Source organism: Eubacterium sp. An3, assembly GCF_002159465.1.
Taxonomy (GTDB): Bacteria; Bacillota; Clostridia; order Lachnospirales; family Lachnospiraceae; genus Anaerobutyricum; species Anaerobutyricum stercoris.
In genome coordinates this window covers 39,725-61,028 of sequence record NZ_NFIR01000022.1, presented here as the reverse complement: position 1 = coordinate 61,028, position 21,304 = coordinate 39,725, and the positions used below count along the sequence as shown (strand labels likewise).

The following is a 21,304-nucleotide window of genomic DNA, read 5'->3' as shown; positions in this document are numbered from 1 at the left end:
GATCAGTATGAAAAAGAATACTATGCAGCATTAGATGAAAGAGCTGAAGCTTTAGCAGGGTAACTCAACATTAAAAGGGCATATTTAATTTGTACTTTTTCTTGACATAGGACCAAAGTTAAACTGCCCGTTTTCCGCCGGCCGGCCATCGAACAGGGTCTGCGCCGGCTCGGATTCATCCCCGGGCATCTGATCAAAGAATCGGATACATATTTCACCAGTGATTTTCATGATTTCATGGGAACGGACGAGGCGCTCCGCATCCGGGAAAGCGAGAACCTTTCCAACACCCGCGCCGTCTCCTTTCTCACATACAAAGGGCCTAAGCTGGACTCTGTTTCCAACACCAGAAAAGAACTTGAGACAGAGGTGGCCGACGGCGGCGTCTGCCGGAATATCCTTCTGTCCCTGGGTTACCGGGAGCTTGCCCCCGTGCGGAAGCTCCGCCAGTATTATCACCTTGAAAACATCACCGCCTGCGTAGATCAGGTGGAAGGTCTTGGCTCTTTTCTGGAGCTTGAGATGCTCGTGGAACAGGAATCAGAGCGTCCGGACGCCCTGAAAAAAATCGAGGCTATCTTACATGACCTCGATTGCAGAATGGAAGATACCACCCGTTATTCTTATCTTTTTATGCTTCAGAAGCAGCAGGAGAAATGAGTTTCTTTACATTTCCTGCGCTTCGGAACCGGAACGGTTCACAATATAGATGCCGATGCATACCAGGATCAACGAGGTCACTCCCCGCAAAGTAAATGCCTGCCCGTTTTCGTGGAGAAGCAGGGCTGACAAAATCACGCCGAATACCGGATTCATGAAACCGAATACCGTCACCCTTGAAACCGGATTATATTTTAAAAGCACCGCCCAGAGCGAGTAGGCCACAGCGGAAATCAGCGCCATATATAATAGAAGAGGTACGCATCCTGCCTCATAAAATGTAAGGCTTCACTCCCGTGGTGTGGGCCAGTCCGATGTAAAAGAACAAATACTGTAAAATGGTCTGGAACAAAGCCAGCTTCCCGATCATGGGAATATCCGTTTTCTTCGGGATCAGCAGCCTTTTTTGTGAAATACTTCCAAAAATCAGCGCCAGAACACCGGCCAGAAAAAACCGCGTGCCCGCGAAGACAATCTGGGACGTCGTATTCGAAGCATCAATCCGAAATAGCTCATAGCCAATCTTTACACAGGGAAAGGCACTCCCCCAGAGCAGGCAGCACACCATGGCAAGGAGCCATACCACCGCCGTTTTCTGCATCATTTCTTTTTTCATACTATTCTCACTTCTTTCATTTTTCTTTATTTTGGCGTATTAGCCTCACAGAAGCCCCTGCATCCAGGCTTCCTCCTCCCGGAGCAGCTCATCAAGTTCCGTCTCCAGGCGGCACATCCATTCCAGCAGAACAAAAGAGGCTGTCACCGTCTGATCACCGGTCGCGTTGCTCACGCCAGTGATCTCAATCCGCAACGCCTCCGTCTCATCCGCAGGGTGGTAGAGCTTCATCGTGTCTCCCGGCTGCACTTCTCTTCCGCTTATCAGACAGGGAATCTCTATCTCCTCCGTCACGTGCTCTTTTATTTTGTTAAAAACATCCGTCGCTATATCCAGATAATGTTCCATTGTTTATACCCGTTCCTTTTTATCTTCTCACTTCATTTTGCTTTCATAATCCTGTAATTCATGAAAAATATTATCTACAAACACAATGTCCTCAACAATTCGATACAGCATAAAATATCTGTGCGAGAGAAAATTTATCCTGCGATATCCCAGTTCTTTTAATTGAGCGTTACTACTACTTTATATTCCATACTTTTCCCTCATGTCAGCAACAACCTCATCCGCGGATCTATAGTTCCCCTTTGATGCAGATACTCTTGATCTCTCAAGTTTCTCCAACATCATTTCTTCAGACATGGCGGCATACGGATTATGCTCCACCCGTTTTATTTCGAATGGGAAACCGTTATTGGCAACAGCCTGTGTCAAAAACATCCGGATTGCAGAAGTGGTATCTGTGCCAAGATCTTTAAACAACTGATCTGACTTTTTCTTTAACTCATCATCAACACGTACTTGAATTGTAGTAGCCATTCATGATTCCTCCATTTCATTTTTTATTATTATAATACATAATCATTGCTGTTTCAATTCATTTGTATTGATTTCGCATGTAAGCTTAACTTATTTATCAAAGGTTGGTAAACTGCAAGGATTTATCAAAGGAATTTACAAAAAGTTTTCTCCTATTGCAAACTTTTTTCTGCTGGTATAAGATGAAAAGATATAATATAGAAAGAAGGTATTCCATGAAAATCATACACACGGCGGACTGGCATCTGGGTAAAAATCTGGAGGGTCACAGCCGTCTCCCGGAGCAGGAATTGTTTCTGAAAGATTTTGTCCGCATCTGTGAAAGAGAACAGGCGGATCTGATCCTCATTGCCGGAGATATTTATGATAATTATAATCCGCCTGCCATGGCGGAGCAGCTTTTTTATGATACATTGAAACAGCTTTCCCGGGACGGCGCCTGTATGACGGTGATCATTTCAGGTAATCACGATAACCCGGAGCGTCTGACCGCCTCCGGTCCCCTTGCCCAGGAACACGGTATCGTTATGGCGGGTACGCCCAACACCGTGATCCCTGCAGGACAATACGGAAAAAACCGCATTACCGGCAGCGGCCCCGGCTACATCCATGCAGAGATTGCCGGAGAAAAAGCCGATATTCTTCTGGTTCCGTTTCCCAGCGAAAAACGACTGGGAGAACTGTATCTGAACGCGGCGGACGAAGAAGCAAAAAAAGCGGAAAGTTATGAGCGCCGGATACGTCTGCTGTTTTCCCGGCTGGCAGAAGAATTTCGTCCGGACGCCATTCATCTTGTCATGAGCCATCTCTTTGTCATGAACAGCACCGGGGATGGTTCGGAGAGAAGCGTACAGCTCGGCGGCAGCTATCTCCTGCCCGGGGATATTTTCCCGGAACAGGCCGACTATATCGCACTGGGCCACGTCCATAAACCGCAGCAGGTGCCCGGACGCCAGAACGCCCTCTACAGCGGCTCTCCCCTTCATTATAACCAGCGGGAAATCTCTTTTGGCAATCGAATCATCGCCGTCACAGCGCATCCCGGTCTTTCCTGCCAGCTGCAGAGCATTCCTCTCCCGGTTTACAAACCCATAGAAATCTGGCGCTGTAAAAGCCCGGAAGAAGCCCTCGCCCGCTGTGAAGAACACTCCGGCGAAGATTCCTGGGTTTATATGGAGATTGAAACTGACCATTACATTCACGAGGAGGATATCCGGGCCATGAAAAAACTGAAGGCAGACATCCTGTCCATCCGCCCTGTCTTCCCGGAAGACGCCGGTTCCCCGCACACCTCTGAGCCCATGGAAGACCTGCCTTTTGAGGTTCTCGTGAAAAACTATTATAGAAAGAAGTTCCAGACAGAGATGGATCAGGAGACCCTGGATCTCCTTCTGGAAATCATGCAGGATGAGGAGGATCTGCCATGAGACCACTTAAACTGACCCTGCGGGGTATCAACAGCTACCGAAAAGAGCAGACTATTGATTTTGAGACATTGACCTCCGCCGGATTATTCGGTATATTCGGCCCCACCGGCAGCGGTAAATCCAGCATTCTGGACGCCATAACTCTGGCTCTGTACGCCAGACTTCCCCGTTCCACCAAAAACTTTATAACCATCAATGAAGAGACGGCCGCTGTCTCCTTTCTGTTTTCCATCACCACAACAGAAACCCACATATACCGGGTGGAACGCGCTTTCCGCTATCATAAGGGAAACGCCGGCTCCACAGTGCGCAACACCGGCGCTTCTCTGGCAGATATGACAGAAGACCAGCCCCGGATTCTAGCAGACCGCCCCACGGAGGTAACACAGGAATGCATTCGTCTGCTGGGCCTGAACAGCGACGATTTCATGCGAACCGTCGTTCTTCCTCAGGGACAGTTCAGCGAATTTCTCAAGCTTAAAAACGCCGAACGCCGCAGCATGCTGCAGCGTATTTTCCATCTGGAACAGTATGGCATGGATCTTACCCAGAAAATTTCCTCCGCCAGGCAGAAGCAAGAACTCCTTCTCAGCAATCTGGACGGACAGGTGCAGATGTTTGAGAATATCTCCAGAGAAACTCTGCAGGAACTGAAAGAAAAATACGCCGCTCTAATCAAAAGCATGAAAAAAACTACCGAAAAAAAGGAGGAAGCCGCCCGGGCATTCCAGGAAGCGGACGCCGTTCGTTCCCTTCTCATTGAATACGAACCCGTCAGGAAAAAGTATGAAGAGGCTCTTCAGAAGATGCCAGCCATGGATGAAAAGGAACAACGGCTCAATCTCGGAAAACGCGCCGCGCAGGTCCGCCCTTTTGCCGCGCAGGCGGAAAAAAGCAAACAGGATGCTGAAGATGCACAGCGGACTCTTTCACAGGTACAGAGGGAATTACAGACTCTCCTTTCTTCCTGCCGTCAGCTTCAGGAAGAAAAAGAAGCAGCCGCTGAAGCCTATGCTTTGCATCTGCCAACATTATTACAGCAGGAACAGAATTTTCTGCATGCCATAGAACAGAGTCAGTCCATTCATACATGGATGAACCGGCAGAAAGAAACGGAGGAACAGCTTCTCGATATGCAGAAAAAGTTGTCTGTGCTCAATCAGAAAGAAGATGAATTCCGACGTGAAGAAAACAGACTTCAGGAAACCATTTTGTCAAAAGAACAAAAGGCTGCAAAGATCAAACCGTCCCGCGAGGAGCTCCACGGTCTGGAACAAGGGCATATTCTGGAAGAGAGCTATCGGGAAAAACGCGGCCTTTATGAAGAAGCCAGACAGGAGACGCAGGAACTGAGGCGTCTGCTGGAAGCCGAACAGTCCGAACTCTCCTGCCTCACCGGACAGCTCACATCCATACATGATACAGCCCGCCGATATCTCACCATACAGCAGGAGCAGCTTGCCGAACTTTCTGTGCAGCTTGCAGCGTTCACAAAGGCCAAGGTTTCCGTTCAGAAAGACACGGAAGAATTACAGAACAGACATATGGCGCTGACGTTAAGAAGCCGTCTGAAAGATGGGGATATATGCCCGGTCTGCGGCGGTATTCATCATAAAGACCACGGCATGCATCCGGACAAGGTCATCGCAGAAAGCTCCCCGGACACAGCGGAGCTTTCCGATGATGCGTCAGTACTCCTTCAGCTACAACATTTACAAAGCAAGGCAGAAGAACTGACCCGACAGGAAAAAGAACTGGAAGATTCCCGGAGAAAAACGGAGGAACAGATCTCCTCCGCTTCCCGGAATCTGGAAACGATCCATCATCTTCTTCCGGAGCTATCCGCTGCTTTTGATACTGATAATTCCGCCTCTCCTTCCGGAACTGATGACCGCAGTGCCGTTGATTCTGCTGAGATTCCCGCTGCCGGTAATTTTGACGCCGACACTCTCCGTCTGGAACTTCAGAATCTCTCCACACAGTTCCTTGCCTGCCGCGAACGGTTTATGCAGCGAAAAGAACAATATGACCGCCTGCTAAAACAAAATCGGGAGCAGTACAGCAGACTGCAGCAGTCAGGGCAGGAAATCCTCGCCCTTCGAAAGCAGTGGAATACAGAAAACTTTACCGAGACTCTTGAAGCAAAACAGGCGGCGGAAAAGAACTATGATTCTTTGCAGGAAGAACTGCATTTTCTGCGGCAGCAGATGGAAAGCAGCCGGAAGGACAGAGAAGCTCTCACGGCAGAATCTCAGGCATTATCCGGACAGATTACGGCAGCCCGAAACAACATCACCCACTTCCGCACACTCATCGGAGAGGCCGAGCAAAAGCTTCCCGGCGGTTATTCCTCCCAGACGGATTTTTCTGTCCTTTTGGAAGAAACCAAAACTCAAAGAGAGCTGCTGGAACGAAAAAAAGATACACTGGAAAAAAAATATCAGGAAAACGCACAAGCTCTGCAGTCCAAACGAGAAGAAGCTTCGGCCGCGGAAAACCAATGGAAACTCTGCAGAAAAAATCAGAAGGAAGCAGAAGCAACTCTGCGGAAACAGCTCACCCTTGCCGGTTTTTCCCCGGATGCCGTCTTGGAGGACATTTATCTCTCTGAAGAAACTCTGACTTCCATGGAAACAGAAATATCAAAGTTCCGCGAAACCTTTGCCAAGACGAAAGAACGCCTCGCTTATCTGGAAGAAAAAAAGCAAAATCAGAATATTTCTGAGGAGGAATGGAAAAAACGAAAGAACGATATGGAGCAGGCGTCTCTCCTGTTGGAACAGCAGCAAAAAGAAGAGGCCGTATTATCAAATGAGACAGCGGATTGTGAACAAAAACTGAGACAGAAAAACAAACTGCTGCAACAACAGAAAGAAGCCCTGCACCGCCGGGGTCTCATCCGCCAGCTGGAGCAGCTTTTCAAAGGAAATTCGTTTATTGAGTATGTAGCGGAATCCAGACTCCGCTACATCGCCGCAGAAGCTTCCGTCATTCTTTCTTCTATCTCCAACGGAAATTATGAACTGGAGATCAATGAGAATACCGAATTCATCATCCGGGATAACAAAAACGGAGGAAGCCTTCGTCCCTGCGATACCCTGTCAGGAGGCGAAACCTTTATTACCTCTCTCTCCCTTGCGCTTGCACTGTCCTCAGTCATCCAGCTAAACGGCACCGCCCCTCTGGAACTTTTCTTTCTGGACGAAGGTTTCGGCAACCTGGACGACGATCTCCTTGATGTAGTCATGACAAGCCTGGAACGCCTTCAAAATACACGGAGAAGCATCGGGATAATCACCCATGTGGAGGCCATTCAGGCCCGGGTTCCGGTGAAGCTCATCGTCATTCCTTCTGATGACAGTCAAAATGGAAGCCATATCCAAATGGAATACAGTTAATAAGAAAAATGTTACATTTTTGTTTTGATTTTTAAGTAAAGTGTGTTATACTTTACAAAAATGTAATGATTTTCATTAAGAAAAGGGAGAGATGTTACATGCATTTTAAAATTCGACATGGTTTGATTCTCGTGTCGGCTGTCTGTCTGATTTCAGCGGTACCTGCGCAGGCCCGGACCGCCTATAAGACTACTGCCAAAACCGTCTGTCTGACCAAAACCAGTGTTCACATGCGAAAAGGGCCGGGACTCAACTACCCGGTGCAGACCACCATACGAAAAGGAGCGCGCGTAAAAAAAATAGGAGCTTCCGGCTCCTGGACAGCCGTTAAAACAAACGGTTCTGTCAGTTACATCAAATCCCGCTATCTAAAGAAACTGTACAAGGTCATATATGTATCCGGCGATGGTGTCAATCTCCGGACGGGTCCCGGAACCGGCTACAGTTCCATTGCCGTCGTGCCGCAGAATACCCGGCTGAAATGCCTCGGCAAACATGCAGGATGGGCTAAAGTCAAATACAAAAAGCGTACCTGCTATATCAGCAGCTCCCTGACTTCCACCCGCAAAACTGCCTCAGCTTCCGGAAGCCCCGCCGGCAGCACCAGTACAGGCTCCGCCGCCGGCTCCCAGAGTGCGGACGCCATACGGTCCAAAGCAATATTTGCTGCACGCGCCCGTCTTGGCGATCTCTACAGTCAGTCCAAACGGAATTTTCCTGGCTATGCAGACTGCTCCAGTCTTCTGCGCGACGTTTTTCTATCTGCTTCCGGCATCAATATCGGAGAAACCACCAGCGGACAAATCGCCAGACTTACCGCTTACAGGAAACCGCTCTCCGCTCTTCAGGCAGGAGATATCCTTATGCGGATTGAATCCGGTTCAAACCATGCGGCCCTGTATATAGGCAATGGTCAGTATATTCACGCATCGTCCACCAGAGGAAGGGTCATTATCTCAACCTACTATCCGGCCAGTTCCTACTGGACATGCTGTTATGACGCTGCCGCCTACTGCAGCAGCCAAAGATAATCCGTCTTCTTTGTCCGGGTAGTCAAAAACCCTCCCGGGAGTCAAATCCCTGGAGGGTTTTCTTTATAAGATCATAAATTCTTTCTCTGTTAATCTTCTGCGATATTACAGTCCTTTATAATATCTTCCCAGAGCGTCTGCTCCTACCATGGCTGCGTATACCTTCTCCGGTGTAATCTCCATAGGCTCATTGCCCAGAGTATCGGTCGGAGCTGCTGCCAGCGTAGCCGCTTCCATAAGAACATCCTTGTCAGGATTCTCAATTCCCAGATCCGCAAAGGTAGTAGGAAGTCCTACTTCCATACAGAAGGAAATCACTTCATCCAGTAAGTCTTCGTCTGCATTCTCCAGAACGAGCTGTGTCAGAGTACCGAAGGCAACCTTTTCTCCATGATATAAATGGTGGCATTCTTTAATACAGGTAAGACCATTGTGAATAGCATGCGCGCCTGCCAGACCGCCGCTCTCAAATCCGATACCGGAAAGAAGGGTGTTGGCCTCGATGATCTTCTCCACTGCCGGAGTACATACGTCCTGTTCCACTGCCAGTTTTGCCTTTACGCCTTCCTCGATCAGAGTATCGTAGCAGGCTTTTGCCAATGTCATAGCTGCAACAGTCACATTGCCGCCCGCACAGCTTGTGGCGTTGGAAATCTGACATGCTTTTGCTTCAAAATAAGTTGCCAGAGCATCACCCATACCGGATACAAGAAGTCTGGCCGGTGCTTTGGCAATAATGTCGGTGTCTACCAGAACCACATTCGGGTTAGCCGGCAGCCACAGGTATTCTTCAAACACACCGTCATCGGTATAAACAACTGTCAGTGCGGAACAAGGCGCATCCGTTGCCGCAATGGTCGGACAGATGATAACCGGCGTCTCTGTGTAATACGCAACAGCTTTTGCGGTATCAAAAATCTTTCCGCCGCCGACACCAATAACGAGATCACAGCTTTTTTCTTTTACGATGGCAACCAGACGGTCGATCTCTTTTTTGGAGCACTCGCCGTTGAATGTCTCAAATGTCAGTTCACAGCCGGTATCTTTGAAGCTGTCCTCAATGATACCGCCGACACGCTTACGTCCGCCTTCACTGATCAATACAAACGGTTTCTTACCTAACTTCACCGCGTATTCTGCCACATTTGCAAGTTCTCCCGGGCCCTGCACATATTTTGATGGGCTGATAATTACATTTGCCATAATAGAATCCTTCCTTTCCTTATGCACATGCAAATATTCCGGCATAGTCATTATGCCGTAAAGTCTCCTTCATATCGAAACTTTATGTGATTATTATAACAAACACTTTGCATAAATGGAAGAAATTATTTAAAAATTGCACAAAAAATCAGCTCAAAGCCGCTGTCACAAGAGCCATTTTATATACTTCGTCTGCGTTGCAGCCGCGGCTCAGGTCATTGATCGGCGCGTTAAGTCCCTGCAGCACTGGTCCGATGGCTTCGTATCCTCCAAGACGAGCTGCGATCTTATAACCGATGTTGGCAGCGCTGATATCAGGGAAGATAAAGGTGTTGGCCTGTCCGGCTACCGGAGAGCCCTGACATTTAATCTTTGCCACTTCCGGAGACACAGCCGCGTCAAACTGCAGCTCGCCGTCGATAGCCAGATCCGGAGCCAGTTCTTTTACTTTTGCTGTGGCGTTGGCCATTTTTGTCACAGAATCTCCCTTTCCGGAACCCAATGTGGAATAAGATAACATGGCAACCTTCGGATCAATACCGAATACCTCAGCCGTCTTTGCGCTCTCGATGGCAATCTCCACCAGATCGTCCTCGGTCGGATCAATATTGATCGCACAATCCGCAAAAGCAAGCTTCTCGTCGCCCTTTACCATGATGAAAGTAGAGCTTACGATCTTGTTGCCCGGTTTTGTCTTAATCAGCTGAAGCGCCGGACGAACCGTATCTGCTGTGGAATAGGTGGCGCCGCCCAGCAGACAGTCTGCCTTGCCCATCTTCACCAGCATGGTTCCGAAATAATTTCCCTGCGCTAAAGCGCTTCTTACCTGTTCTTCCGTCATTTTACCCTTACGAAGACGAACCATCTCTTCCACCATGGCTTCCATCTCCCCGTAATCCGCCGGATTCACAATCTGACATTTGTCAATATGAAAACCGCCTTCCTGAGCAGCTTTTTTCACTTCTGCTTCTTCACCGATAAGAATCACGCCGAGAATCCCTTCATTGGTCAGCTTATCAGCCGCATTGAGAATACGGGCGTCTGTTCCTTCTGTGAAAACAATAGTTCTCGGGTTTGCCTTTAACTGCTCCGCTAATTTTGTAAACATTTCTTGTCCCTCCAATAAAATATTCTGTATGTATCTTTTGAGCATGTATACAAAATACATGTAATTCTATCTTAATATTACGCCGCCGATATTGCAAGTATTTTATCCTAAACATAGGAATACGGCATGTGCAGCCAGCTGCGGAATCTGTTCCCGCAAAGCGCCGCATTTCACATCTATCCTAAATTATCTATCCTAAATCTGTCCGCATTTCTTTCTATATATATACTGCAGAGTTCCATCCACAAACCGGCCTTCCTGGAATGTTCCGGCCTTCACCATCTCCCAGTCTTTGTCTCCCGGCTGTCCATTCTCCGGAAGACGGGCAAAACCTTCCCACACTTTTCCGTCCCGGAAGACAGCGTCACAGAGCATGGTTCCGTCTTCCTCAAATACCTGATACCGGCTGCCTTCCCAACGGTAAGCAGTCACGCCGGAACGGTACCTGTTCTTATATCCGAGACGAAACTTCTTTCCGGTCAGCCGATGGAACAGATTGAGCATAGTCTGATTGAGAAGCGCTGTATATCTGACGCCATCCAGTTTGTCATAATACACCGGATAGAACGGAAGCACCATGCGCAGGAATACCTGACGGAGCTTTTCTGCGTCCCTCACCTCTCCCGGCTTCTTTTCTTCAGAACCCTCGCTGTCAATACAGGAAAAGAAATCGTCCAGAATATCCGCAGACTGAGGCGTCAGAGACTGCCTGATTCTGTCGTAATGTTTCTGCACCGCACCGGAAGGAACATTGACCCGGGTCAGCTGATTCCAGGTACCTCTCCGGTAATGCATGAACATCTTTTTGATAACCTGCGTCAGATACTGATACAAATCTTTTTTGGCTGCGGTCACCTCCGGATCCTCTTTGACCGGTTCCTTTTTTCTCTTCATTTCCACCGCGTCCACTTTCAAATCTCTGATTCGATTCCCGCCTTCTTCCTTTTGTTCCCCGGATTTTTTCCCGGATATCATTGCTGCGGCTGCTATCGCCAGAATAACCACAAGAGCAATGATGATTATTACCATTCCATTCATTTGCTACCTCCGTCTCTTCTCTCTCTTTTTTACATTCTGTACTAATTTTATACAATTCACGCTGAAATTTCAACATAATTCTCTGTCACAGGAAGTGCAATACCTCTTTTTTCGTCACAATTTTTTCGATTTCATCTGATAGAATAAGAACAGTTCTTGTAAAATCAGCATAATGATGATATGATAGGCCATATTTTCAGCGAGGGAACATATATGTTTGACTTATTTATCCAATGTAATATCAAAATACTGCTGGTACTCGTTGCTTTCGGTTTTATCATGGGCCGGGCCAGGCAGTCTGCATGGCGTAATTTTTCCAAAAACGCCCGGGGATATTTTCTGCTTGATTTTTTCAACCTGATCGGGACACCGGTTCACGAGCTGTCGCATCTGATTTTTGCGCTGCTTTTTGGATACCATATCGACAAGGTCTGTCTGTACCGGCGGATCAAAACAGCAAAGAAAAACGGCGGCACTCTCGGTTATGTCAAAATGCATTATGAAGGACAGGGGCTGTTTCACAGCCTGCGCCGGGATACCGGTCTGTTTTTTATCGGCATCGGGCCTCTTCTGCTGCCTCCGTTTCTTCTTTTTCTCGGAGGACAGTTTCTTCCGGACAATCTGCAGGCACTTCCTGCCGCTTTCCAGAACGGAACAGATTCTTTTTTTAAAGCCTTGCAACAGCTCGGCGGCGCTGATATAATAATAATGTTTGCATATTTATATGTTATCATAAGCGTATCAATGAATATGGAGCTGAGCCGCCAGGATCTGCATATGGCCGCAGGGGGATTGTTAATGCTGGAACTTTTATTTCTCCTGTTGTCCGTCTGCGCTCATTTTTTTGGCTGGAATCCGGGAGCCTTCATTGATTTTCTTTTTCAGTGGAATCTTTTGATCGCATCCATCGGAATCATCTGCGGCCTGACTTTTAACCTGATTTCACTGATATCTTCATAAAATATATTTAACAAAGGAGTTTCTCAATGGGAGTCATTCGAACTATTAAAAGAGCTGTTATCAAACGACTGAAACTGATCTATAAGCATTACCGTTATAAAATTTATTTTCCAAAACTATATCGGCAGTGCTGCAAAGACAATCCGGTCCAGGAGAATAAAATCCTTTTCCTGGAAATGCGCTTTGACAAACTGTCTAATTCCATGGAATACATGTACCACGTGATGGAACAGTCCGGCAAATATGAGCTGGCCACCGCCCATCTTCATTTTAATTTCTCCAGAGGACGTGAATTTACAGAAAATGTAAAGCATATGATCAGGGAGCTGGCCACCAGCCGGTGCGTGATCCTTGACGAAGCTTCCATCGTTCTCTCCTGTCTTCCTCTCCGGAAGGAAACCATGGCGATCAATCTTTGGCATGGCTGTGGTGCTTTCAAGAAGTTCGGACGAAGCACAGCGGAACTTAAATTCGGCGCTTCCGCCGCCACACTGGACAAATATCCGAATTACGGTAATCTGGACGTGGTGACTGTCAGCAGCCCGGAAGTAATCTGGGCGTACGAAGAGGCTATGAATCTGCCAAAGGGCATCGTACAGGCCACGGGAATCAGCCGGACGGATTTATTCTACGATGAGGAATTCGTAAACAGCCGCAGGGAGAAACTCTACGAAGTAATGCCGGAAGCAAGAGGCAAAAAGGTTATTCTCTACGCGCCGACTTTCCGCGGACATGTGGCCAGCGCCACTTCTCCGGACGAGATTGATTTTTACCGGTTTGCAAAGGAGCTTGGCGATGAATATGTTCTTGTCTGCAAGCATCACCCGTTTGTCAAATTCCCGCCGGAGATTCCAGAGGAACTTTCTTCTTTTGCCAGAAATCTGACACAGGAACTGACTATCGAAGATCTGCTGTGCAGCGCGGACATTTGTATTTCTGACTATTCCTCTCTTATCTTTGAGTATTCTCTCTTTGAGAAACCGATGATTTTCTATGCCTATGATTATGAGGATTACTGCGACTGGCGCGGCTTCTATTACGATTATTTTGAACTGACGCCGGGGCCGGTGGTAAAGACCCAGGACGAACTCCTGGACACTATCCATCATATCGACGAGCGGTTTGACAGACAGAGAGTCATTGACTTTAAGAACAAGTTCATGGGAAGCTGTGACGGACATGCCACAGAGCGGATTATTTCCCTGATAAAATAAATTCATCACTGACCATAAGGAAGGAGGAGCGATTCACCGGAATCACCCCTCCTTTTGCATTGAGAAAGTTTTTTATTAAGAAATGTATAAGGTATAAAGATTGAGAAGTTTATATCAGATTAAAATGACAGGCCACTTCATGCCCTTCACCGATTGTTCTGAGGACTGGGCTTTCGGCGCGGCACAATTCGGTACAGTGATCGCAGCGGGTCTGAAAAGGACATCCGGCAGGGATATCCAGCGGGCTCGGAATCTCACTGTCGATACGCTCGATTTTTTTGCTGAAATCCATTCTGGTATCAAAAATAGCTTTTATCAGAGTCTTCGTGTAAGGATGCTGTGCCTGATCTACATTTTCCCCCGGAATGATTTCTACGATATTACCCAGATACATCACGGCAATCTGATGCGCAAAAGACTGAATCAGTCCCAGATCGTGGGCAATAAAGCCGATGGCGATATTTTTCTCCTTCTGCAGCCTGCATACAAGTTCGATGATGGTCTTCTGCACAGATACATCCAGAGCGCAGGTAGCCTCATCCATGATGATCAGATCCGGCTCCAGGGCGATAGCCCGGGCAATGGCAATCCTCTGCCGCTGTCCGCCGGACATATTATGGGGATAACGATCGGCAAAATCCGCCGGAAGCTCCACTGTCTCCAGAAGCTTCCGGGCTGTTTCTTCCTTTTGAGACGCTTTGATCCGTCTGAAATTTATAAGCGGCTCACAAATGATATCCCGAATCTTCATCTTCGGATTAAACGAACCGCCCGGATCCTGGAAAACCATCTGGATATGCTGACGGGTCTGCCGAAGCTCTTCTCCCTTCAGATTGGTCAGATTCTTCCCTTGGAAAATAATTTCCCCTTCCGTCGGTTTATCCAGTCTGACCACAAGGCGCATAAATGTAGATTTACCGCAGCCGGATTCTCCTATCAACCCCAGCGTTTTCCCTCTATAAAACTTCAGACTGACATCATTACAGGCCGTCAAAGTCCTTCCGCCCGGAGCGGGAAAACGTCTTGTCACGTGTCTCGTCTCCAGAAGCAGATCCTTTTCATCAAACATAACGTTCACCTCCCAAAGACGGAACCGCATCCAGAAGCTCCCTGGTATAGACACTCCTGCCTCCCTGCAGGATCTGTTTTCTGTCTCCCATATCCGCAATCTGTCCATCTCTCATCACCACGATCTGGTCGGACATATAGGCAGCAACTCCCAGATTATGCGTAACCATAATAATACTGGTTCCATATTCATCCCGAAGTTCCATCATCTGCCGTACAATTTGCGCCTGAGTGGTCACATCCAGCGCCGAAGTCGGCTCATCGGCCAGAAGCAGTTTCGGCTGAAATGTCATTGCCATGGCGATGCCGACACGCTGCCTCATGCCGCCGGAAAGCTGAAACGGATAAGAGTTCATAATATTGTTTCCATCAGGCAGGCGCATGCGTTCCATCATCTCAATTCCTTTTTTCCAGGCATCTTTTTTACTGACTTTTTCATGGGTACGGATATATTCCACAAATACATTGCCGATTTTTCTGATGGGATTCAGCATAGAGCCGGAGTCCTGGAAAATCATGGAAATGTCCGTGCCCCGGAGCGCTCTCCACTGTTCCCCCGTGTTCTTCAGCAGGGACTTCCCTTCAAAGAGGATATCCCCCTTTGTCACTCTGCCGCCTCCGGGAAGAAGCCCCAGCACCGCGCGGATCACAGTGGTTTTTCCCGAGCCGGATTCGCCTACCAGCGAAGCAATCTCCCCCTTCCCCATGGTCATACTGAAATCTCTGACCACCGGGCGTTCGCCATAGGCAATCGTAACATTTTTTATTTCTAACATACCATTCGCCTCCTACTCATCTTTGGGATCGAGAACATCCCGAAGCGCGTCGCCCAGCAAATTAAAGACAACTACCACGATAAAAATGGCGGCTCCCGGAAAGATCATCATCCAGGAAGCGTTCTGGATAAACTGACGCCCTTCATTCAACATCAGTCCCCATTCGGGCGTAGGAGCCTTGGCACCAAATCCCAGGAACGAAAGTCCCGCCAGTTCCAGCATCATGCCTCCAATATCCGTAGCGGCTGTGATGACCAGAGTCGGAATGACATTGGGAATCATATATTTTTTTAAGATGTAGGGCGTTTTAGAGCCCGTGACCACAGCTGCTGCCACATAGTCCCGGTTTCGGATTTTTAATACCAGACTCCGGGCCAGACGGGCATATTTGGTCCAGCTGACTAAAGATACGGCGATCACCGCATTTCTTATGCTGGCTCCCATGACGCCGGCGATAGCCATGGCAAAAACCATACCCGGGAACGATACCATCAGATCGGCGATACGCATGATAACGGCATCCACCCATCCGCCAAAGTATCCGGACAGTACTCCAAGCACCGTTCCCAGAACAAAGATAATGATAACAACCGAAAATGCCGATACCAGACTGGTGCGTGCGCCGTAAATAACGCGGGTATAGATATCACGTCCCAGCTTGTCCGTCCCAAAAATATGCTCCGAACTTGGGGGCTGCAGCGCATCTTCCAGTACGGCTTCCGACGGGCTGACGCCGCCCGTAAGTACCGGCGCGAACACAGCGGCAAGAATGATCAGAAGGGCGAGGAACGCAAAGAAACAGAAAGACTTATTTTTCACAACGAAATTTTTAATTTTCATTTTCTCTACCTCTCCCCTTTCATCCGCGGATCAACCAGATTATAAGAAATATCCACCAGCAGGTTGACCACCATGTAAATCAAAGATATCCATAAAACATAACCCTGAATCAGCGGATAGTCGTAAGCGGTAATGGCAGATACCGCCAGATTTCCCATTCCCGGATAAGTAAAAATCACTTCGACCACCGCAGTACCGCCAAGGAGCGATCCCATGGATAATCCAAGCATGGTAAGTAATGGCAGCAGGGAGTTTGGAAACACATTCATCCATAGAATCTTCCATTCTTTCACTCCCCTGGCCCTTGCGCCGACCACATAATCCTGGCTCAGTTCTTCCAGAATCGCCGTCCGCACCTGTCTTGTATATTTGGCAGACATAGCAAAAGCCAGGGTAACAGCAGGAAGAATCATACTTTTAAAATCTCCCCCGGAGCAGACAACCGGAAGCCATTTAAGCTGGACGCAGAAAAACAGCATCAGCAGCAATCCCACCCAGAAATTCGGCATGGAAACGCCAAAAAATGTAATCCCCCGCAGTCCGTAATCCAGAACTGTATTTTTATGGGTCGCCTGTATCATACCCACAGGAACAGACACGGCCAACATAAGAATCATGGCAAAAATCGAGAGCTTTAACGTCGGCCAGAGCCTGTTTAAAAGCAAAGTAGAAACGGGATTGTTATATGCGTAAGAAGTGCCGAAATCACCGTGGAGACATCCCCACAGCCAGTCGGCGTATTGCACCAGCACAGGGCGGTTCAGTCCCATGGCTTCCCGCGTCTGCTGGATGACTTCTTCACTGGGCACGATACCGGAAGCCGCGTACATAGTCCGTACGGGGTCTCCGGGAGCCAGGTATGTTATCAAAAACGACAAAAAACTGATCCCCAGCACCACAAAAACAATCTGAATCAGCCTTTTTCCCAATTGTTTCGCAGTCACATTTTTTCTCCTTTCTGCACAACAGATACCGCCTGCAGACGTCCGATTATTCTGCAGCAGGATAAATTTCCGTTGTCAGCCAGTAATAATCGGCAGTATGAATCGCGGCGCCGCCTATGGCGGCATTTCTGGATATCATGGAACTGTTATAATAACCGTGGACGATAACTACCGCATCATCAATAAGAATCTGCTGCATCCGCTGAATGATATCACGGCGGGCATCTTCATCAAAGGTAGTGCTCAATTGGTTAAATAATTCATCATATTCATCATTTTTATAGCCGCAGTAATCGGAGCCGGATGTGGAACACCACGCCGCCAGGTATTCCGTAGGGTCTCCGGTGCCTACTGTCGTCCAGTTGGAACCGTTCAAATCGAAATCACCGGACTGGTAGCTGTCCCACTGGCGTGCGGAATCTCCAATCTCCAGATCGACGCCAATACCAATTTCGGCAAGCTGCTGTTGAATAGCCTCAGCAAAATCATCCAGACAACGGTTCTCATAGGTCACATAATGAAGAACAACCTCCTCTCCGTCCAGCTCGCGAATACCGTCGCCGTTGGTATCTACGATTCCCGCCTCGTCCAGGAGCTGTATCGCCGCTTCCTGATTATAAGAATACGGGTCTGTCAGGTTCTCATAGCCATAATCCAGATTGGACGGCAGCACAGAATAACCGGAGGTATAAAGGCCGCCTACGGTGACAGAACACATGGTCTCATCGTCAAGGGCCATCTGAACAGCCTCCCGCAGCGTCTTACTGGACAGGAGCCTTCCCTCGGACACGTTCATATGTGCCAGACCGGTTCGCACACTGCTGGCAATAGTAACGGTAAAGTCAGGATCTTCCCGCAGTGTATTTAAGTCGTTAATATTGGTAACATTCTCCGCCAGGTCAAGCTGACCGGACTGCAGCGCCATAGCCTTGGCGGAAGCATCCCCCATATACAGAAGTTCTACCGTCTCAAAAGGCACTTCTCCATCCCAGTAATTTTCATTGGCTATCATGGTATATCCCACTTCTTCCCGGAAGTTAGTGGCAACATACGGACCGGTACCGATCACGCCATGGTCATAATCCGTCGTATGTTCCACATCCACAATTGCCATGACCGGATAAGCAAGATTCTTCGTCAGATCCACATACGGTTGCGTCGTCTTAATAGTCAGGGTGCCTTTCTCATTATCTGCAATCAGCTCCGCTTCTTTCTCCAGGTATACTTCCGGAGCGGAAGAACCGCTCTCACCAGCCTCAAAGAGCCGCTCAAAACTTGCCTTCACCTCTTCCGGCGTGAGATCGCATCCATCGGAAAACTTCACGCCGTCCCGTATATGGAACACCCATTCCGTATGCTCATCATTGACGGTGTACTCATCGCAGAGGGTATTGACCACATTCATGGAATCATCGAATTTAAAGAGGCATTCCCCGACTCCATATCGGGAAAGATTCCACGCACAGTTGATCTCGGAAGCCGGATCCAGACCACCGCCGCTGTAATTCTGAATACCAAAGGTCATGCTGCTGCCGGCAGCAGCGTCTTGCTCCGTCTGATACGCCTCCTGATTTACTTCATCTTCCCGGTTGCCCGAAGACGCCGCTGTATCTGAGGTACTGCCTTCCGTTCCTGAAGACCATCCGCAGCCGGTCACCCCTCCGAACAACATCAGCGAAGACATTGTCACTGCCAGTATTTTTTTTATTTTCATTACATTTTTCCTCCTCTGTTATTAAATCTTCGTACAACAAACGCCAGGAGAATCACCGCTGCCGCCCAGGACACCGGATAGCTGAGAGCCACGCTCTGCACCGATGGCTTCACTTTCATAGCTGCCAGCATAAACAGGATTCTCAATCCACAAAAGCTTATGATAGTCACCAGCATAGGCGCAGCCGCCTTTCCATATCCCCGCAGATTACCGCTTAAGCATTCCAGAATCACATACAGGAAATAAAACGGAAAAGTAGTTCGGATAATCGATGCTGTCTGTTCGATCACCGCCGCATCCTTCGTAAAAATGTGAAGGTATATCGGCGCTGTCAGCATCAGCACAATTCCGGCCGCTATGATCACGGCGGAACCTCCAGCCATACAAACCCGGTTTCCTTGCCGGATACGATCTGTCTTTCCTGCGCCATAATTTTGTCCTATAAAAGAAACCACAGCTTGTCCAAGAGCCAGAATCGGCAGATACATCACCATCTCCGTCCGAAAATATACAGTAAACGCCGCAATGGATGTTACCCCCAGCGTATTAATCTGTGACTGAATCAAAATATTGGAAAAAGTGATCACGATTGACTGGACGCCAGCCGGCACGCCTACCCGAAGCACATTTACAAACTCCCGGCCGTAGAATCCGGATTCGGACAGCCGTAACGCGTACGGACTGCGAAGGCGAACCAGATATACTACGGCACAGATGGCTGCCACGGCCTGCGAAATCACTGTCGCAATGGCCGTTCCTTCCACTCCCATTTTCAGAACAACAATGCAGACATAATCTCCAATGATATTCAGAACACCTCCCACACACTGGAAAAACATAGGATTTCCGGAATCCCCCAGCGCCCGGATAATACCGCTCATGAGGTTATATAAAACGATCGGTACCATACCGCTCATGTACACCTTCAGATAAAGGACCGCCTGTCTCATGATATTTTCGGGCGTTCCCATGGCGGTAAGAAAAATCTCTGCACCGCTGATGCCAATGATCATCAGAATGATGCCGCCTCCGATTCCCACCAGAAACATTGTCTGAATGAGACGCCTGAGTTCTTCCCAGCGCTTTCCTCCGAAATACTGTGCGGTAAATACGCTGGTCCCCACTGCCATACCGGTAAAAAATCCCACAAGACATGTGATGATCAGGCTGCTGGCTCCCACTGCCGCTGAAGCTTCCGTCCCCAGAAACTGCCCCACAAAAACCAGATCTACCGTTGTGTAAAGCTGCTGGATCAGGCTGCTTCCCAAAAGAGGCAGAGCGAAAAACAGTATCTTTTTCGTCACATTTCCTTCCGTAAGCCCTGCATTTTTCACTGTTCAGCCTCCTGTGGATCCTGATTTTCCTTCTCAATACAGGAATCATAATGGCCATAGGCGATAAGCGGGGAATCGGCAGGAACGGAATAGGATATCGTCTGGTAAAGAATCACCGCATCCTCTCTCATCCGTACTTCCTCGATCACATTTCCGAAATAATCTTTCAGCACGCCGATACACTCGCCTTTTTTCACTTCATCACCGGCGTTTTTAAAAGGATGCCAGCAGCCCTCATTGACGGAATCCACATAATGCGCGTGGCGCATATGTACCGGCGTCTGCGTCTGCGGCTCCGGTTCTGTTGTAAGTACTCCCAGATAACGAAGAATATTGCGGACATCTTTCCGCGACGCCTCCGCCTCTTCCTCCGACCACTGGCCTTTGCAGCCCCTCTCAATAAGAACCGATGGGATTCCCAGCGTACCGGCATAATTGTACGCGCCTCCGGTACCAATGCCCGATTTTACATAGAACGGCACATCTGCTTTTGCGGCCATTTCTTCAGCTTTTGCCACAACTTCCGGCGCAGCATTGCCCACACTGTAAATAAATGGTTTCAAATCCTCAAACCAATCGCCATTGTGAACATCGATATAGTAATCGATTCGGGAAAAAAGCTCTTTTTCCATAAAAAAAGCCAGCTTTTCTGTAAATGTACCGTGCTCACTGCCCGGGAACACTCTGTTTAGGTTTTTGCCGTCCTCTCTGGACACGCTCACTGTACGGGCGCGGAATCCATTGATATTGACGATATGAATGAGAATCAAGATCCCCTTCACATCCTCCGGATCCAGTTCTCTGGCAAGACCTGTCACGGCTTCGATGCCCACATACTCCGCATTATGGATTCCTCCTGTGATAAGCACAGTATCACCATCCTCCTGCCCATATATAACTGTGGCAGGAAGACCTTCGTCTGTAAACGGAAGATCCAAAAATCCACTGATTTTCTCTCCCTTATGTACTGTAAAATTTCTCAACTGAAATTCCATACAATATCCTCCTGTAAAATCAATCGCAGACTATGACCATATAAAAATAGTCTTCAGTCTGTACAGACACACATCTCCTTTCTATGAAATTGTAAATAAAAGAAAATAAATAAAACATGGGTAAAAACAAGAAAATAAATTCTAAGACCTTACTGC

The 21,304-nt window shown here is 48.2% G+C and carries 20 protein-coding genes; 6 read left to right on the top strand and 14 right to left on the bottom strand.

The features are described 5' to 3' along the window. Window positions 1-123 precede the first annotated feature (123 nt). A complete protein-coding gene (gene cyaB / locus B5F87_RS15210; protein WP_275532340.1) occupies window positions 124-660 on the top strand; it encodes a class IV adenylate cyclase in 537 nt (178 codons plus the stop codon). Window positions 661-666: 6 nt separating this feature from the next. Here the strand turns inward: cyaB and B5F87_RS21735 are convergent, their stop codons facing one another. From B5F87_RS21735 to B5F87_RS15190, 4 genes are all read right to left on the bottom strand, one after another. Continuing rightward, window positions 667-885 (bottom strand): EamA family transporter, encoded by a 219-nt coding sequence (locus B5F87_RS21735; RefSeq protein ID WP_343215774.1) that lies wholly within the window; start codon window positions 883-885, stop codon window positions 667-669. A gap of 46 nt (window positions 886-931) precedes the next feature. Beyond that, window positions 932-1,276 carry an EamA family transporter gene (locus B5F87_RS21730; protein ID WP_343215773.1) on the bottom strand — a complete coding sequence of 115 codons (345 nt, stop codon included), beginning with the start codon at window positions 1,274-1,276 and terminating at the stop codon, window positions 932-934. A gap of 45 nt (window positions 1,277-1,321) precedes the next feature. Further along, window positions 1,322-1,624: a hypothetical protein gene (locus B5F87_RS15200; RefSeq protein ID WP_087282518.1), complete on the bottom strand. Its 303-nt coding sequence runs from the start codon at window positions 1,622-1,624 to the stop codon at window positions 1,322-1,324. 180 nt (window positions 1,625-1,804) lie between these two features. Next, the gene (locus tag B5F87_RS15190) at window positions 1,805-2,098 is read right to left on the bottom strand and encodes a type II toxin-antitoxin system RelB/DinJ family antitoxin (protein ID WP_087282517.1); all 294 of its coding nucleotides are present in this window, start codon (window positions 2,096-2,098) and stop codon (window positions 1,805-1,807) included. Window positions 2,099-2,313: 215 nt separating this feature from the next. On the opposite strand from B5F87_RS15190, the gene sbcD reads away from it, so the two are divergent. The 3 genes from sbcD to B5F87_RS15175 all read left to right on the top strand — a co-directional run bounded on the left by sbcD (window position 2,314) and on the right by B5F87_RS15175 (window position 7,954). Beyond that, a complete protein-coding gene (gene sbcD, locus B5F87_RS15185) occupies window positions 2,314-3,525 on the top strand; it encodes an exonuclease subunit SbcD (protein WP_087282515.1) in 1,212 nt (403 codons plus the stop codon). Beyond that, entirely contained in the window at window positions 3,522-6,923 is a 3,402-nt protein-coding gene (locus B5F87_RS15180; protein ID WP_087282513.1) for an SMC family ATPase, read from the top strand. The genes sbcD and B5F87_RS15180 overlap by 4 nt, the downstream gene beginning before the upstream one ends. Before the next feature lie 98 nt (window positions 6,924-7,021). Further along, complete coding sequence (locus B5F87_RS15175; RefSeq protein WP_158097060.1) at window positions 7,022-7,954, top strand: SH3 domain-containing protein; 933 nt, start codon at window positions 7,022-7,024, stop codon at window positions 7,952-7,954. A 105-nt stretch (window positions 7,955-8,059) separates the two neighbouring features. On the opposite strand, the gene B5F87_RS15170 is transcribed toward B5F87_RS15175, so the two are convergent. From B5F87_RS15170 to B5F87_RS15160, 3 genes are all read right to left on the bottom strand, one after another. Next, complete coding sequence (locus B5F87_RS15170) at window positions 8,060-9,157, bottom strand: glycerol dehydrogenase (protein ID WP_087282527.1); 1,098 nt, start codon at window positions 9,155-9,157, stop codon at window positions 8,060-8,062. A 148-nt stretch (window positions 9,158-9,305) separates the two neighbouring features. Continuing rightward, a complete protein-coding gene (gene pta / locus B5F87_RS15165; RefSeq protein WP_087282508.1) occupies window positions 9,306-10,265 on the bottom strand; it encodes a phosphate acetyltransferase in 960 nt (319 codons plus the stop codon). A gap of 195 nt (window positions 10,266-10,460) precedes the next feature. Next, on the bottom strand, window positions 10,461-11,303 hold the full coding sequence (locus B5F87_RS15160) for a hypothetical protein (protein ID WP_087282507.1): 843 nt from the start codon (window positions 11,301-11,303) through the stop codon (window positions 10,461-10,463). Between the two features lie 213 nt (window positions 11,304-11,516). Between B5F87_RS15160 and B5F87_RS15155 the strand changes: the two genes are divergently transcribed. Together B5F87_RS15155 and B5F87_RS15150 are read left to right on the top strand one after the other, a co-directional pair. Then, complete coding sequence (locus B5F87_RS15155) at window positions 11,517-12,263, top strand: hypothetical protein (RefSeq protein WP_143405264.1); 747 nt, start codon at window positions 11,517-11,519, stop codon at window positions 12,261-12,263. Window positions 12,264-12,289: 26 nt separating this feature from the next. Then, a complete protein-coding gene (locus B5F87_RS15150) occupies window positions 12,290-13,477 on the top strand; it encodes a CDP-glycerol glycerophosphotransferase family protein (RefSeq protein ID WP_087282503.1) in 1,188 nt (395 codons plus the stop codon). Between the two features lie 109 nt (window positions 13,478-13,586). Here the strand turns inward: B5F87_RS15150 and B5F87_RS15145 are convergent, their stop codons facing one another. From B5F87_RS15145 to B5F87_RS15115, 7 genes are read right to left on the bottom strand one after another with little or no spacing between them, the layout of a single operon-like run. Then, window positions 13,587-14,546 (bottom strand): ABC transporter ATP-binding protein, encoded by a 960-nt coding sequence (locus B5F87_RS15145; protein WP_087282501.1) that lies wholly within the window; start codon window positions 14,544-14,546, stop codon window positions 13,587-13,589. Beyond that, window positions 14,539-15,321: an ABC transporter ATP-binding protein gene (locus tag B5F87_RS15140; RefSeq protein WP_087282499.1), complete on the bottom strand. Its 783-nt coding sequence runs from the start codon at window positions 15,319-15,321 to the stop codon at window positions 14,539-14,541. Before B5F87_RS15140 ends, B5F87_RS15145 begins: the two co-directional genes overlap by 8 nt. 12 nt (window positions 15,322-15,333) lie before the next feature. Next, entirely contained in the window at window positions 15,334-16,161 is an 828-nt protein-coding gene (nikC, locus tag B5F87_RS15135; protein WP_087282496.1) for a nickel transporter permease, read from the bottom strand. Window positions 16,162-16,166: 5 nt separating this feature from the next. After that, complete coding sequence (nikB, locus tag B5F87_RS15130) at window positions 16,167-17,105, bottom strand: nickel ABC transporter permease (protein WP_087282494.1); 939 nt, start codon at window positions 17,103-17,105, stop codon at window positions 16,167-16,169. Window positions 17,106-17,151: 46 nt separating this feature from the next. Next, window positions 17,152-18,819 (bottom strand): ABC transporter substrate-binding protein, encoded by a 1,668-nt coding sequence (locus tag B5F87_RS15125; protein WP_087282492.1) that lies wholly within the window; start codon window positions 18,817-18,819, stop codon window positions 17,152-17,154. Then, window positions 18,819-20,153 (bottom strand): MATE family efflux transporter, encoded by a 1,335-nt coding sequence (locus tag B5F87_RS15120; protein WP_087282490.1) that lies wholly within the window; start codon window positions 20,151-20,153, stop codon window positions 18,819-18,821. The genes B5F87_RS15125 and B5F87_RS15120 overlap by 1 nt, the downstream gene beginning before the upstream one ends. After that, window positions 20,150-21,148, bottom strand: coding sequence for a M14 family metallopeptidase (locus tag B5F87_RS15115; RefSeq protein WP_087282488.1), 999 nt, complete (start codon window positions 21,146-21,148; stop codon window positions 20,150-20,152). The genes B5F87_RS15120 and B5F87_RS15115 overlap by 4 nt, the downstream gene beginning before the upstream one ends. Between the last annotated feature and the right edge of the window lie 156 nt (window positions 21,149-21,304).

Coding starts and splice junctions, on each gene's coding strand:
- nikC (WP_087282496.1), bottom strand. CDS start 16,161: ATGAAAATTAAAAATTTCGTTGTGAAAAATAAGTCTTTCTGTTTCTTT.
- B5F87_RS15145 (WP_087282501.1), bottom strand. CDS start 14,546: ATGTTTGATGAAAAGGATCTGCTTCTGGAGACGAGACACGTGACAAGA.
- B5F87_RS21730 (WP_343215773.1), bottom strand. CDS start 1,276: ATGAAAAAAGAAATGATGCAGAAAACGGCGGTGGTATGGCTCCTTGCC.
- B5F87_RS15180 (WP_087282513.1), top strand. CDS start 3,522: ATGAGACCACTTAAACTGACCCTGCGGGGTATCAACAGCTACCGAAAA.
- B5F87_RS15115 (WP_087282488.1), bottom strand. CDS start 21,148: ATGGAATTTCAGTTGAGAAATTTTACAGTACATAAGGGAGAGAAAATC.
- B5F87_RS15125 (WP_087282492.1), bottom strand. CDS start 18,819: ATGAAAATAAAAAAAATACTGGCAGTGACAATGTCTTCGCTGATGTTG.
- B5F87_RS15200 (WP_087282518.1), bottom strand. CDS start 1,624: ATGGAACATTATCTGGATATAGCGACGGATGTTTTTAACAAAATAAAA.
- B5F87_RS15160 (WP_087282507.1), bottom strand. CDS start 11,303: ATGAATGGAATGGTAATAATCATCATTGCTCTTGTGGTTATTCTGGCG.
- B5F87_RS15140 (WP_087282499.1), bottom strand. CDS start 15,321: ATGTTAGAAATAAAAAATGTTACGATTGCCTATGGCGAACGCCCGGTG.
- sbcD (WP_087282515.1), top strand. CDS start 2,314: ATGAAAATCATACACACGGCGGACTGGCATCTGGGTAAAAATCTGGAG.
- B5F87_RS15155 (WP_143405264.1), top strand. CDS start 11,517: ATGTTTGACTTATTTATCCAATGTAATATCAAAATACTGCTGGTACTC.
- B5F87_RS15190 (WP_087282517.1), bottom strand. CDS start 2,098: ATGGCTACTACAATTCAAGTACGTGTTGATGATGAGTTAAAGAAAAAG.
- B5F87_RS15170 (WP_087282527.1), bottom strand. CDS start 9,157: ATGGCAAATGTAATTATCAGCCCATCAAAATATGTGCAGGGCCCGGGA.
- pta (WP_087282508.1), bottom strand. CDS start 10,265: ATGTTTACAAAATTAGCGGAGCAGTTAAAGGCAAACCCGAGAACTATT.
- B5F87_RS15150 (WP_087282503.1), top strand. CDS start 12,290: ATGGGAGTCATTCGAACTATTAAAAGAGCTGTTATCAAACGACTGAAA.
- B5F87_RS15175 (WP_158097060.1), top strand. CDS start 7,022: ATGCATTTTAAAATTCGACATGGTTTGATTCTCGTGTCGGCTGTCTGT.